Source organism: Micromonospora sp. NPDC005707 (assembly GCF_040631005.1).
In the GTDB taxonomy this organism is placed as follows: Bacteria; Actinomycetota; Actinomycetes; order Mycobacteriales; family Micromonosporaceae; genus Micromonospora.
The window spans coordinates 31,468-43,615 of the sequence record NZ_JBEXYR010000001.1 but is presented as its reverse complement, the minus strand read 5'-3'; the positions used below and the strand labels follow the sequence as shown (position 1 = coordinate 43,615).

The following is a 12,148-nucleotide window of genomic DNA, read 5'->3' as shown; positions in this document are numbered from 1 at the left end:
GATGCAGGGACGGCTTCAGGACCGGGTCGCCGTGGTGACCGGGGCGGGCAGCGGCATCGGCCTGGCCACCGTGCGGCGGTTCGCCGCCGAGGGGGCCCGGGTGGTCTGTGTGGACATCGACGCCGAGGCGGGCAAGCGGGCCGCCGACGAGGTGGCCGGCGAGTTCGTCGCCGCGGACGTGGCCGACGAGACGGCCGTCCGGGAACTCTTCGACGGGGTGGCCGAGCGGCACGGCCGGGTGGATGTGGCGTTCAACAACGCCGGCATCTCGCCGCCGGACGACGACTCGATCCTGGAGACCGGGCTGGACGCCTGGGAGCGGGTGCTGCGGGTCAACACCACGAGCGTCTACCTCTGCTGCAAGTACGCCATCCCGCACATGCGCCGGCAGGGCAAGGGGTCGATCATCAACACCGCCTCGTTTGTGGCGCTGATGGGGGCCGCGACGTCGCAGATCGCGTACACGGCGAGCAAGGGCGGGGTGCTCGCGATGACGCGGGAGCTGGGCGTGCAGTTCGCCCGGGAGGGCATCCGGGTCAACGCGCTCTGCCCCGGCCCGGTCGCCACCCCATTGCTGCTGGAGCTGTTCGCCAAGGACCCGGAGCGGGCCGCCCGCCGCCTCGTCCACGTGCCCATGGGCCGGTTCGGCAACCCCGCGGAGATCGCCGCCGCGGTGGCCTTCCTGGCCAGTGACGACGCCTCGTTCATGACCGCCGCGCAGTTCGTGGTCGACGGCGGGATCACCGGCGCGTACGTGACACCCCTATGAGTCGGCGGCCGCTGATCGGCATCACGTCGTACGTCGAGCCGGCCGGCTGGGCGGTGTGGCGGGACGTGCCGGCGGCGCTGGTGCCGCAGGCGTACGTCCGGGCGGTGACCGCGGCGGGCGGCCGGGCCGTGGTGCTGCCCCCGGACGACGCCGACGCCGACGTGTTGCGGGTGCTGGACGGCCTGCTGCTGGCCGGCGGCGCCGACGTCGGCCCGGAGCGGTACGCCACACCGCCCGACCCGCGCACCGAGAGCCGGCCGGACCGGGACGCCGGCGAGCTGGCGTTGCTGACCGCCGCGCTCGCCGCCGACCTGCCGGTGCTCGGCGTGTGCCGGGGCATGCAGCTGCTCGCGGTGGCCTACGGCGGCACGCTGCACCAGCACCTCCCGGACGTGGTGGGGCACGACGGCCACCGGCCGGCACCCGGGGTGTACGGGTCGCATCCGGTCCGGTTCGCCGCCGGCAGCCTGGCCGGGGCGGTGATGGCCGGGGTGGACCGGGTCAACTCGTACCACCATCAGGGGGTGGCCGACCCGGGCGGCCTCGCCGTGACCGGCTGGGCCGACGACGGGGTGGTGGAGGCCCTGGAGGATCCGGCGCGGCGCTTCCTGCTCGGCGTGCAGTGGCACCCGGAGAACGACCCCGATCCGCGGCCGGTCGCCGCTCTGGTCCGCGCGGCGGCCGGCGCCGCGACCTCCCACGACACCGCCCGGACCGACCCGCGGGACGCGCTCGACTCGCCGCCGGCCGGAGGTTCCGTCAGGATGAGGCGTAGGTAACCAGCGTCCCGGGGTGGCGATGCGTTACGTTGCTCCTCCGCCTGGGTAGTAGGCGGGGCACGACCGGCGTGGCTGCGCCGGTCGTCGTGGACTCGGCCGGAGCGGGAGGCTGCATGGGTTCGGCCCAGGGGGGCGGGGGCGTCGGTCGTTCGTCCTCGGAAACCGGGGAGACTCTTCCGCCACTGCTGAGCGCGGCGTTCGCCGCGGGAGGCGAGATGGGCGAGCGACTGCGCGGCTTCGACTGGTCCCACTCCCCGCTCGGCGCCCCGCACGGTTGGCCCCCCGCACTCAGCCACGCGGTCAGCACGATGCTCTCCTCCCGGGCCCAGATCGTGCTGTTCTGGGGCGCGGACCACCTGGCCTTCTACAACGACGCCTACCGGCCCACCATCGGCGACAAGCATCCGGCGGTCCTCGGTCAGTCCGCCCGGCAGCACTGGGCGGAGACCTGGGACGTGCTCGGGCCGCTGCTCGACGGCGTGCACGGCACCGGCGCGCCCTACCGTGGCGAGAATCACCCCTTCGTGCTCAACCGGCACGGCTTCCTGGAGGACGTCTACTTCGACATCTCCTACGACCCGATCCGGGACGCCGACGGCAGCGTCAGCGGGGTGTTCTGCTTCGTCAACGAGACCACCGGGCGGGTGGTCGGCGAGCGCCGGCTGCGGGCCCTGGCCGAGCTGGGCACCGAGCTGGCCGATGTGCGCAGCACCGTGGAGCTGGGCCGGACCGCCGCCCGGGTGCTCGACACGCACCGGGCCGACGTGCCGTTCAGCGCCGTCTGGCTGCACGACGAGGACGGCGTCCCGGCGCTGGCCGGCTGCTCCGGGGTGGCCCCCGCCACGATCGCCGGCGGGCCACCACGCCCCGGTGACTCCCCGGAGATGCCCCGCTGGGTCTCCACCGCCGAACTGCTCGGCACGGTGCCGCCGGACGCCGCCGACCGGGCCCTGCTGCTGCCGCTCACGGCGACGAACGAGCCGGCCGGCGTGCTGCTGCTCGGGGTGGCCCGCCGGCTGCCCTTCACCGACGAGTACCGCCACTTCGCCGACCTGGTGGCCGCCCAGATCTCCCGGGCCGTCGGCAAGCAGCGGGCGTACGAGCAGGAGCGGGCCCGCGCCGCCGCCCTCGCCGCGCTGGACCGCGCCAAGACCAACTTCTTCGCCAACGTGAGTCACGAGTTCCGCACCCCGCTCACCCTGGTGCTCGGGCCGCTGGAGGACCTGCTCGCCGACCGCGACGTGCCCGACGCGTACCTCGACCGGCTGACCGTGATGCACCGCAACGCGCTGCGGTTGCTCAAGCTGGTCAACACGGTGCTGGATTTCTCCCGGCTGGAGTCCGGCCGGCTGACCGCCCGCTACCAGCCCACCGACCTGGCCGACTACACCGCCCGGCTGGCCAGCACCTTCCGCTCGGCCACCGAGCGGGCCGGCCTGCGCCTCGTGGTGGACTGCCCGCCGCTGCCCTCGCCGGTCTACGTCGACCGGGACATGTGGGAGAAGATCGTCCTCAACCTGGTGTCGAACGCCGTCAAGTTCACCTTCGACGGCGAGATCCGGGTCCGGGTGGCCGCCCGAGCCGACGCGGCGGTGCTGGAGGTCACCGACACCGGGGTCGGCATCGCGCCGGAGGAGCTGCCGCAGGTGTTCGAGCGGTTCCACCGGGTGTCCGGGGCCCGCGCCCGCACCCACGAGGGCACCGGCATCGGCCTCGCCCTGGTCCGCGAGCTGGTCGAGATGCACGGCGGCACGGTCGAGGCACACAGTGTCGTCGACCAGGGCACCACCTTCACGGTCACCGTGCCGTTCGGTTACGCGCACCTGCCCGCCGACCGGGTCTCGGCCCTCGCCGCGCTGCCGCCGGCCGAGCCGGAGCAGGCCCGCCTCTACGTCGCCGAGACCGCGCTCTGGACCGACGAGGTGGCCCGGCCCGGGGGGCTGCCCGAATCGGTCGGGCTGTCGGGCGGAGCGGGCCGGATCCTGGTCGCCGACGACAACGCCGACCTGCGCGAGCACGTCAGCCGGCTGCTCTCCCCGGCGTACGAGGTGGTCACCGTGCCGGACGGCGTGGAGGCGCTGCGGCTGGCCGTCGACTCCCCGTTCGACCTGGTGCTCACCGACGTGATGATGCCCCGGCTGGACGGGTTCGGGCTGGTCACCGCGCTGCGCGGCAACCCGGTCACCCGGCACGTGCCGATCGTGCTGCTCTCCGCCCGGGCCGGCGCGGCGGAGGAGGTCGCCGGGCTCTCGGTCGGCGCCGACGACTACCTCACCAAGCCCTTCTCCAGCCAGGAGCTGATCGCCCGGGTCCGGGCCAACGTCGAGCTGGGCCAGCTCCGCGGCCAGATCATCCGCCGGCTGCGGGCGCTCGCCGACGCCGCCGTGGCGATCAACACCGCCCGCTCCACCGCCGAGGTGGTGCAGGTCGCCGCGCGGCACGCGCTCCGTCTGGCCGAGGCCGCCCGGGTGGTGGTCACGGCCACCGGCGCGCGGTACGAGGCGGACGGCGGCGGGGACGCGTCCGCCGAGCCGTCGGTGGTGCTCCCGCTGACCGGCACCACCGAGGAGCAGCTCGGCGAGCTGCGGGTCTGGCGCCGGGAGGGCGGCGGCACCGAGCAGGCGGCACTCACCGAGCTGGCCCGGCTGATCGGCGTACGGCTGGAGAACGCCCGGCTCTACGAGGCCGAGCACCGGATCGCCACCACCCTCCAGCACAGCCTGCTGCCGCGTACGCTGCCGCAGCTCCCCGGCGCCGTGGTGGCCAGCCGCTACCTGCCGGGCAGCGCCGACGTCGAGATCGGCGGCGACTGGTACGACGTGATCGGCACCCCCGACGACGAGCTGGTGCTGGTCATCGGCGACGTGGTCGGCAAGGGGGTGCGGGCCGCCGCCGCGATGGGCCAGCTCCGCAACGCGCTGCGGGCGTACGTGCTGGAGGGCTACGACCCGGGCGAGGCGCTGACCCGGCTCAACCGGCTGGTCGGCTCCACCGAGGGCGGGTCGTTCGCCACCGTCGTCTGCCTGCGCTTCTCCCCGCGCACCGGCCGGCTCCGCTACGCCAGCGCGGGCCATCCCTCGCCGTTGCTGATCCGGGGAGGCGCCGCCGTGTTCCTTCACGACCGGGCGCTCGGGCCGCCGGTCGGGGCGGTCCCCGGCACGGCGTACCGGACCGTCGACGCCGAGCTGGCCCCCGGCGGCCGGCTGCTGCTCTACACCGACGGGCTCATCGAGGACCGGCAGGCCGGCATCGACGCCGGGCTCAGTCAGCTCCGGGCGGACGCGACGGCCCCGGGCGAGCACGTGGCCGACCTGGTCGACGCGGTGGTGGAGCGGGTCGCCGAGCGGACCCGGCACGACGACGTGGCGGTGCTCGCCCTGGAGGCGACCGAGCTGAACCGCTTCGCGCTGCGGCTGCCGGCCGACCCGACCCGGCTCAGCGTGCTGCGCAAGCGGCTGGAGGACTTCCTCGTCGCCCACCACGTCGGCGAGACCGACCTGTTCGACCTCACGGTGGCGATCTCCGAGGCCGCCGCCAACGCCATCGAGCACCCGGTCGACCCGGCCGAGCCGACGATCGGCGTCGAGGTGACCATCGAGGACCGGACGGTGACCGCCACGATCCGGGACAGCGGCCGGTGGAAGGAATCCACCGGGTCCAGTTTCCGGGGCCGGGGGCTGTCGCTGATCCAGGCGCTCGGCGAGATGACCGTGACCCGCACGGACGACGGCACCGAGTTGGTCCTGCGCCGCCGGCTGGCGGGCTGAGGCCGCGGCGGGCGGCGGCTAGGCCTGCTCCAGCCAGCGCTGCTCGCCCAGGCCGGAGATCTCCAGCACCCGCCGCACCTGCCGGGACGGCAGCACGGTGAGCGCGCCGGGGAGCTGCTGGGCCAGCCGGACCACGGCGTGGATCGCGGCCGAGTCGAAGAAGGTCACCGCCCGCAGGTCGAGCGTGACGTGGCGGGCGGACTCCCGCAGGACCGTCTGGTACATGGTGTCGGCGGTCGCCATGTCGACCTCGCCGACCACCTGGACGCGCAGTTGATCACCGTCGATCTCCGCCGTCGCGGAGAAGACGGGCGGCGCGCCCCCTTGATCCACGGAGCAACAATGGCACAGGCCTTGCGGTGCGGCAACAACCCGGGCGAGCGGGCCGTGGCGGGGGTCACCAGGAGTGCGGCGATAGGCTTGTCAGCATGACCGTCCGTGCGCCGCTGACCCCAGGCACGCTCTCCCCGTGGCGAGCGGTTCCCGCTGACATCCCGCGTCCCGAATACGTGGGCAAGAAGCGTCCCCAGGAGTGGCGCGGCTCGCACGTGCAGACGCCGGAGACCATCGAGAAGATGCGCGTGGCCTGCCGGCTCGCCGCCCAGGCCACCCAGCTCGCCGGGGAGCACTGCAAGCCGGGCGTGACCACCGACGAGATCGACAAGGTGGTCCACGAGTTCCTCTGCGACCACGGCGCCTACCCGTCGACGCTGGGCTACAAGGGCTTCCCGAAGTCCTGCTGCACCAGCATCAACGAGGTCATCTGCCACGGCATCCCCGATTCGACGGTGCTCGAGGACGGCGACATCATCAACGTCGACGTGACCGCGTACATCGGTGGGGTGCACGGCGACACCGACGCCACCTTCTGCGTGGGCGAGGTGAGCGAGGAGGCCCGCCTGCTGGTCGAGCGGACCCACCAGGCGATGATGCGCGGCATCAAGGCGGTCGCACCGGGCCGGCAGATCAACGTGATCGGCCGGGTCATCGAGTCGTACGCCAAGCGGTTCGGCTACGGCGTGGTGCGCGACTTCACCGGCCACGGTATCGGCGAGTCCTTCCACAGCGGCCTCTACGTGCCGCACTACGACAGCCCGCGCCCCACCGACGTGATGGAGCCCGGGATGACGTTCACCATCGAGCCGATGATCACCCTCGGCACCTACCAGTACGACATGTGGGACGACGGCTGGACCGTGGTCACCAAGGACCGCCGGTGGACGGCGCAGTTCGAGCACACCATCGTCGTGACCGACGACGGCCACGAGATCCTCACGCTGCCGTGACCGACACCCCGGCGGCGCTGCGCGAGGCGCACCACGCGGACGTGTCCGGCGGCTGGCTCCGGCCGGCCGTGTTCGGGGCGATGGACGGGCTGGTCACCAACATCGCGTTGATCGCCGGGGTCGGGGGCGGCGGGGTCTCCCCGCGCAGCGTCGTCCTCACCGGCGCGGCCGGGCTGGTGGCCGGCGCCATCTCGATGGGGCTGGGTGAATACACCAGCGTCCGCTCGGCCAACGAGCAGGTGGCCGCCGAGGTGGCCAAGGAGCGGCGCGAGCTGGAGCGGCACCCGGAGGCGGAGGCCCGCGAGCTGGCCGACGCGTGGGTGGCCCGGGGGCTGCCGCGGGACCTGGCCACCCAGGTCGCCGAGGCGGTCCGGCGCAACCCGGAGGAGGCGCTGCGGGTGCACGTGCGGGAGGAGCTGGGCGTCGACCCCGACGAGCAGCCCAGCCCGTGGGCGGCGGCGATCTCCTCGTTCCTCTGCTTCTCGGTCGGCGCGCTGGTGCCGCTGATCACCTACCTGCTCGGCTTCACCAGCCTCGCGCTGGCGCTCGCCGTCGGCGGGGTCGGCCTCTTCGTGGCCGGCGCGATCGTGGCCCGGTTCACCAACCGCACCTGGTGGACGAGCGGGTTGCGGCAGTTGCTGCTCGGCGCCCTGGCGGCCGGCGCCACCTACCTGGTCGGCGCCCTGATCGGCATCCAGGGCGGGATCGGCTGACCGGCCCGGGCACGCCCTAGCCGCCGAGCAGGTCGTCCACCGTGCCGTCGACCGGGCGGCCGCGGGCGGCCAGCTCCTCGGCCTGGCGGGCCAGCACCGTGCCCACCTCGGTCATGTCCGCGCCGGCCAGGCCGGTGCGCCGCACCGCGTCGCCCGGGTCCCGGAAGTAGGTGCGGCTCAGCAGCCCCTGCACGGTGGCCGCGGCCAGCCGGGCCTCGCCGAGCATGAGCAGCGCCGGGTCCGTCTCGTACCACTCGGCCAGCCGCAGCGCCCGGGCGTGTGCCGCGCTGCCCCGGTACCAGGCCTGGCGGGCCGCGGCGGTGAACTCGGCCGGCCGGGCCCGGGCCAGCCGGGCGAGGTGCCCGTCGCGGAGGGTGCGCAGCCAGCCGGTCGGGTCGTGCAGGGCGCGGGTGGTGACGTAGCGGTCGGCGGTGAGCGGCCAGAGCGCCGTGATCGCCGTGGCCTGCCGCAGGTAGTCGTCGGCCCCGGCCACCGTGAGGTCGACCAGCACCCCGTCCACCCGGCGGGTGGCCGGCGACGGCCCGCCGCCCGGCCGGTAGGTGGCCACCAGCAGCCCGACCTCGCCGTTGCCGCCGCCGTCGTCGTCGCCGTGCGCGAGCGGGCCGTGCACCGCCACGGCGAGGACGTCCGCCCGGAACCGGCGCAGCGCCGCGTCGCTCACCCGCTCGGCGACCCGCCAGCGGGGATCGTCCAGGTAGCGGTCGGTGTCCAGCTCGGCGCCGCCGGCTCCCACGGTCCACCTCCGTTCCGCGCGCGGCCCGCCCGGCGGCGGCCCGGCGCGCGTCGACCGACCACCACCCTAGCCAGCCGGACCGGGCCCGCCGGCTCGCCGCGCCCGAGGGTCAGGCGGCCGGCTCGCCCACCGGGACCAGCCGGAACACCCGGATCTCCCGGCCGCCGGCCCGCTCCACATAGGTGCGGTAGGCCGGCCACTCGTCGACCAGCCGGGTGAACAGCCGCTCCCGCTCCGCGCCGCTGATCGGCTCGGCGCGGACCGGGACCCGGCGCCCCTTGACGTCGACCTCGGCGGCCGGCTGGGCGAGCAGGTTCAGCGACCAGGCGGGCTGGTGCTGCTGCCCCCAGTTCGAGCCGATCACCACGAAGGCGTCGCCGTCCGGCACGTAGAGCAGGGGGTTGCTGCGCGGCTTGCCGGAGCGGCGGCCGGTGGTGGTGAGGACCAGCGAGGGCACCAGCCCGAAGGCGACCACCCGCCCCTTCGTGAGCCGGCCGACCAGCCGGTCGGCGGGAACGAGCAGGCGCATGGTGGCGGCGAACCACTTCTGGTGACCGAGACGACGGGTGAGGGATCCCAGGGCGGACACCCGCCCAGTGTGCCGCCCGCACCCCGCCCGCGACACCCCCCGACCGGATCGAGCGGTGTCAGTCCAGCCGGCGCTCGACCGGCAGCCGGGACCGGGTGAGCAGCGCCGCCCCGACCATGGCCACCAGCGGCACCACCACCAGCACGGTCAGCGTCGACCCGGGCACCACCAGCGGGTACGGCGGCTCCACCGGCCAGGACTGGGCGTAGCGGCGGTTGAGCGAGACCAGGATGATGGCCGCCGAGCCGAGGCCGGCGACGATGCCGAGCACCGATCCGAGCACCGCGATCACCCCGGCCTGGGAGAGCGACAGCACCCGGCGTACCCGGGGATCGGCGCCGACCGCGGCGAGGGTCGACAGGTCCCGGCGGCCCTCCGCGGCGGCGAGGCCGGTGGCCACCGCGGCCGCGCCCAGGGTGATCAAGCCGGACGCCCCGGCCAGCAGGAGCAGCAGCGGTCGCTGGTCGAACGGCGGCCCGGCCGTCGCGACCTGGACCGCCAGCGGGGCGACCTCGGTCAGCTCGGCGGCCAGCCGGTCCCGATCGTGGGCGGTCGGCGCGTCCGCGGTGTCGACCAGGTAGCCCAGCGGCGCGGCCACGAGGCCGAGCGTGGTGGCCGCCGCCGGGGAGAGCACCACCCGGTCCACCGGGAGGCCGCCGCGCAGCGCGTAGCCGGGCAGCGTGCCCACGGCCGTCGGGGCGTCGGAGCCGTGGCTGACCTCCACCCGCACACGGCCGTCCACCACCTGCCCGGGATCGGTGACCACCACGCCACCCGCCCCCAGCGTGCGGCGGGCCGCCGCCACCTCCTCGGCCGGGCCGCCGGTCAGCGCGGGCAGCGCCGTCCCGTCGTCCACGATGGCCGGCAGGTAGAAGTCGCTCGGTTCGCGGAACGGCCGGGCGCAGCGCGGGTCGGTCCGCGCCGAGGGCGGCCCGGAGCCCATCGGGTCGTACGGGCAGCGCTGCTCGGGCGGGCGCACCGCGGTGGCGACGCAGTAGTCCTCCTTGTCCGCCGGCCGGGCGCACTCGGGAGCGGCGAGCGGGACCACGGTGGCTCCCGGCAGCACCGCCCGGACCCGCTCCGCCACCTCGCCGGCCGGGGGCAGCGCGCTGTCGGCCGGCCCGTCGGTGCGCTGGAGCAGCACGTGCCCCGGGGGCAGGCCGGGCTGCCAGGCCGCCCGCTGCCGGGCGTCGTCGCTGGCCACGTAGACGCCGAGCGCCACGCTGCCGGCCACCGCCGCCATCACCGCGGAGATGGCGGGCGCGGCCGACGAGCGGTTGCGGCTCGCGTCGCGCAGCGCCAGCCGGGGCGTCAGCGGCAGCAGCCGGCCGGTCCGGGCCAGCAGCCCGATCAGCGTCGGGGTGCAGAAGACCAGCCCCAGCTCGCCCAGGACCACCCCGGCCAGCACCCCCGTCGGCGTGGTCCGGGTGGCGCCGAACGCGGCCACGGCGGCGCCGGCCACGGTGAGCAGCAGCCCGAGGGCCAGCCAGCGGCGGCCCGGTCGCGGCGGCTCCCGCCGGCCGGCAAGCCCGGCCACCACGTCCTGCCGGGCCGCCGTCCAGGCCGGGGCGAGCGCGGCCAGCACACCCGCCAGCACCGCCACCGCAACGATCGCCACGAGCGCCGCCGGGAAGACCCGGTACGCCCCGAAGCGCGCCTGGATCACGTACTGCTCGACCAGCGGGCGGCCGGCGAACGCGGCGCCGATGCCGAGCAGCAGCCCGACGGCCGCCCCGCCCGCGCCGAGCACCACCCCGTCGGCGAGCACGATCCGGCGCAGGTGCGCGGCGTCCCCGCCGGCCACCGCGACCAGGGCCAGGTCCCGGCGCCGCCGGCGTACGCCGACCGCGAAGGCCGGGCCGACCAGCAGCACGACCTCCAGCAGGCCGAGCCCGCCGACCAGCACCGTGTTGCCGGCCTCCTCGGCGTCGGGCAGGTCCGGTCCGGTGGCCATCTCGTCCCGTCCGGGCAGCGGGTTCCGGGCGGTTACCAGGATTCCCCGGGCGTTCAGCCGGTCGACCAGCGTCCCGTCCACCGGCCCGGGCAGGTCCACGAGCCAGCTCTCGTCCGCCGCGGCGGGCGGCCCGGGCGGCAGCTCCGGCCGGAGCGCGACCACCTCCCGGAGGTTGTCCGGGAACTCCACCACCCCGACCACCCGGTAGGTGGTGCCGTCGACGGTCCGCACCGGCTCGCCGAGCCGGGCGCCCAGCCGGCGCAGCGCCGCCGGGCTCACCGCGATCTCGTCGGAGCGGGTGGGCCGCCGGCCCTCCCGCAGGGTGGCCAGCGGGCGGGCGAGCGGGTCGGTCAGGTCGACGGCGCGGGCGTCGAACGACACGGTCTTCCGGTCCACCCGTACGTCGAACGGCACCCACCGGCGCAGCAGGGTGAGCCGGGTGCCGGCGGGCAGCAGCGCCCGCAGCTCGTCCGCCGTCACCGGACGGGTCCGGGGCACCGCATCGCCCTGGACCGGCCAGGAACCCTCCCCCCAGGCGTCCTGGGTGATCGGGTTCACGTCGGCCCAGCGCAGCTCCGCGTCGGCGGCGCCGAGCTGCCGGTCCATCCGCTCGGCCCGGCTCAGCTCGGCCATGTCGTAGCTCACCGCGGCGAAGCTGAGCCCGAGCACCGGCAGCGCGATCATCACCAGCACCAGGGCGGTACGCCGGCGTGCCCGCAGCGCCTCCCGCCGGGCGATCCGCAGCGCGGTCCGCCACGACCCGAGCGTGGCGGCGAGCCGGCCCCGGTTCACCGACCGCTGCCGCTGAGCAGATGCTCCACGCCGACCAGCGGGGCCGTCGAGTCCACCAGCACCCCGTCGCGGAGGAACACCACCCGGTCCGCCCAGCCGGCGTGCCGCGCCTCGTGCGTGACGAGCACCCCGGCCGCGCCGGCGTCCACCCGGCGGCGCAGCAGGTGCAGCACCGCCTCGCCGGCCTGCGAGTCGAGCGCGCCGGTGGGCTCGTCGGCGAGGACCAGGCGGCGCTCGCCGACCAGGGCCCGGGCGATCGCCACCCGCTGTTGCTGGCCGCCGGACATCTGGTCGGGGAAGCGGTCCGCCAGCCCGGCCACGTCCACCTCGGCGAGCGCGGCCAGGGCCTGCCGGCGGGCCGCCCGGACGCCGGCGCCGTCCAGTTCGAGGGGGAGCGCCACGTTCTCCACGGCGGTGAGGCTGCCGAGCAGGTTCAGATCCTGGAAGACGTAGCCGATCCGGCGGCGGCGCAGCCGGGCCAGGTCGCGGGCCGACAGGCCGCCGAGGGACTCGCCCTCGACCAGCACCTCCCCGCCGGTCGGCCGGTCCAGGCCGCCGGCCAGCGCCAGCAGGGTGGACTTGCCGGAGCCGGACGGCCCCATGACGGCCACCAGCTCGCCGGCGGCCACGGTGAGGCTCACCCCGCGCAGCGCGTGCACGGCCGCCTCGCCGGCGCCGTGGGTCCGGTGCACGGTCCGCAGTTCCAACACCCCGTTCACCGCGTCACCTTCGCTCGCGACCTCGG

At 75.7% G+C, this 12,148-nt stretch carries 10 protein-coding genes; 5 read left to right on the top strand and 5 right to left on the bottom strand.

What is annotated here, in order from left to right; genetic code table 11:
* Position 1 precedes the first annotated feature (1 nt).
* The 3 genes from ABZ452_RS00200 to ABZ452_RS00190 all read left to right on the top strand — a co-directional run bounded on the left by ABZ452_RS00200 (position 2) and on the right by ABZ452_RS00190 (position 5,315).
* Positions 2-769: a 3-oxoacyl-ACP reductase gene (locus ABZ452_RS00200; RefSeq protein ID WP_357937257.1), complete on the top strand. Its 768-nt coding sequence runs from the start codon at positions 2-4 to the stop codon at positions 767-769.
* Positions 766-1,548 carry a gamma-glutamyl-gamma-aminobutyrate hydrolase family protein gene (locus ABZ452_RS00195; RefSeq protein ID WP_357937255.1) on the top strand — a complete coding sequence of 261 codons (783 nt, stop codon included), beginning with the start codon at positions 766-768 and terminating at the stop codon, positions 1,546-1,548. The genes ABZ452_RS00200 and ABZ452_RS00195 overlap by 4 nt, the downstream gene beginning before the upstream one ends.
* 113 nt (positions 1,549-1,661) lie before the next feature.
* Positions 1,662-5,315, top strand: a complete 3,654-nt coding sequence (locus tag ABZ452_RS00190) for a SpoIIE family protein phosphatase (protein WP_357937253.1) — start codon at positions 1,662-1,664, stop codon at positions 5,313-5,315.
* 18 nt (positions 5,316-5,333) lie between these two features.
* Here the strand turns inward: ABZ452_RS00190 and ABZ452_RS00185 are convergent, their stop codons facing one another.
* On the bottom strand, positions 5,334-5,648 hold the full coding sequence (locus ABZ452_RS00185) for an STAS domain-containing protein (RefSeq protein ID WP_357937251.1): 315 nt from the start codon (positions 5,646-5,648) through the stop codon (positions 5,334-5,336).
* Positions 5,649-5,743: 95 nt separating this feature from the next.
* Here ABZ452_RS00185 and map point away from each other — a divergent pair, with 95 nt between their 5' ends.
* Both map and ABZ452_RS00175 read left to right on the top strand, forming a co-directional pair.
* Positions 5,744-6,601 carry a type I methionyl aminopeptidase gene (gene map / locus ABZ452_RS00180; protein WP_357937249.1) on the top strand — a complete coding sequence of 286 codons (858 nt, stop codon included), beginning with the start codon at positions 5,744-5,746 and terminating at the stop codon, positions 6,599-6,601.
* On the top strand, positions 6,598-7,314 hold the full coding sequence (locus tag ABZ452_RS00175; RefSeq protein WP_357937247.1) for a VIT1/CCC1 transporter family protein: 717 nt from the start codon (positions 6,598-6,600) through the stop codon (positions 7,312-7,314). The genes map and ABZ452_RS00175 overlap by 4 nt, the downstream gene beginning before the upstream one ends.
* 16 nt (positions 7,315-7,330) lie before the next feature.
* Here the strand turns inward: ABZ452_RS00175 and ABZ452_RS00170 are convergent, their stop codons facing one another.
* The 4 genes from ABZ452_RS00170 to ABZ452_RS00155 form a co-directional block, all read right to left on the bottom strand.
* Complete coding sequence (locus tag ABZ452_RS00170) at positions 7,331-8,068, bottom strand: nucleotidyltransferase domain-containing protein (protein ID WP_357937245.1); 738 nt, start codon at positions 8,066-8,068, stop codon at positions 7,331-7,333.
* 109 nt (positions 8,069-8,177) lie between these two features.
* Positions 8,178-8,657: a nitroreductase family deazaflavin-dependent oxidoreductase gene (locus ABZ452_RS00165; protein WP_357937243.1), complete on the bottom strand. Its 480-nt coding sequence runs from the start codon at positions 8,655-8,657 to the stop codon at positions 8,178-8,180.
* Positions 8,658-8,715: 58 nt separating this feature from the next.
* Positions 8,716-11,403 (bottom strand): FtsX-like permease family protein, encoded by a 2,688-nt coding sequence (locus ABZ452_RS00160; protein WP_357937242.1) that lies wholly within the window; start codon positions 11,401-11,403, stop codon positions 8,716-8,718.
* The gene (locus ABZ452_RS00155; protein WP_357937240.1) at positions 11,400-12,122 is read right to left on the bottom strand and encodes an ABC transporter ATP-binding protein; all 723 of its coding nucleotides are present in this window, start codon (positions 12,120-12,122) and stop codon (positions 11,400-11,402) included. The genes ABZ452_RS00160 and ABZ452_RS00155 overlap by 4 nt, the downstream gene beginning before the upstream one ends.
* Positions 12,123-12,148 lie beyond the last annotated feature (26 nt).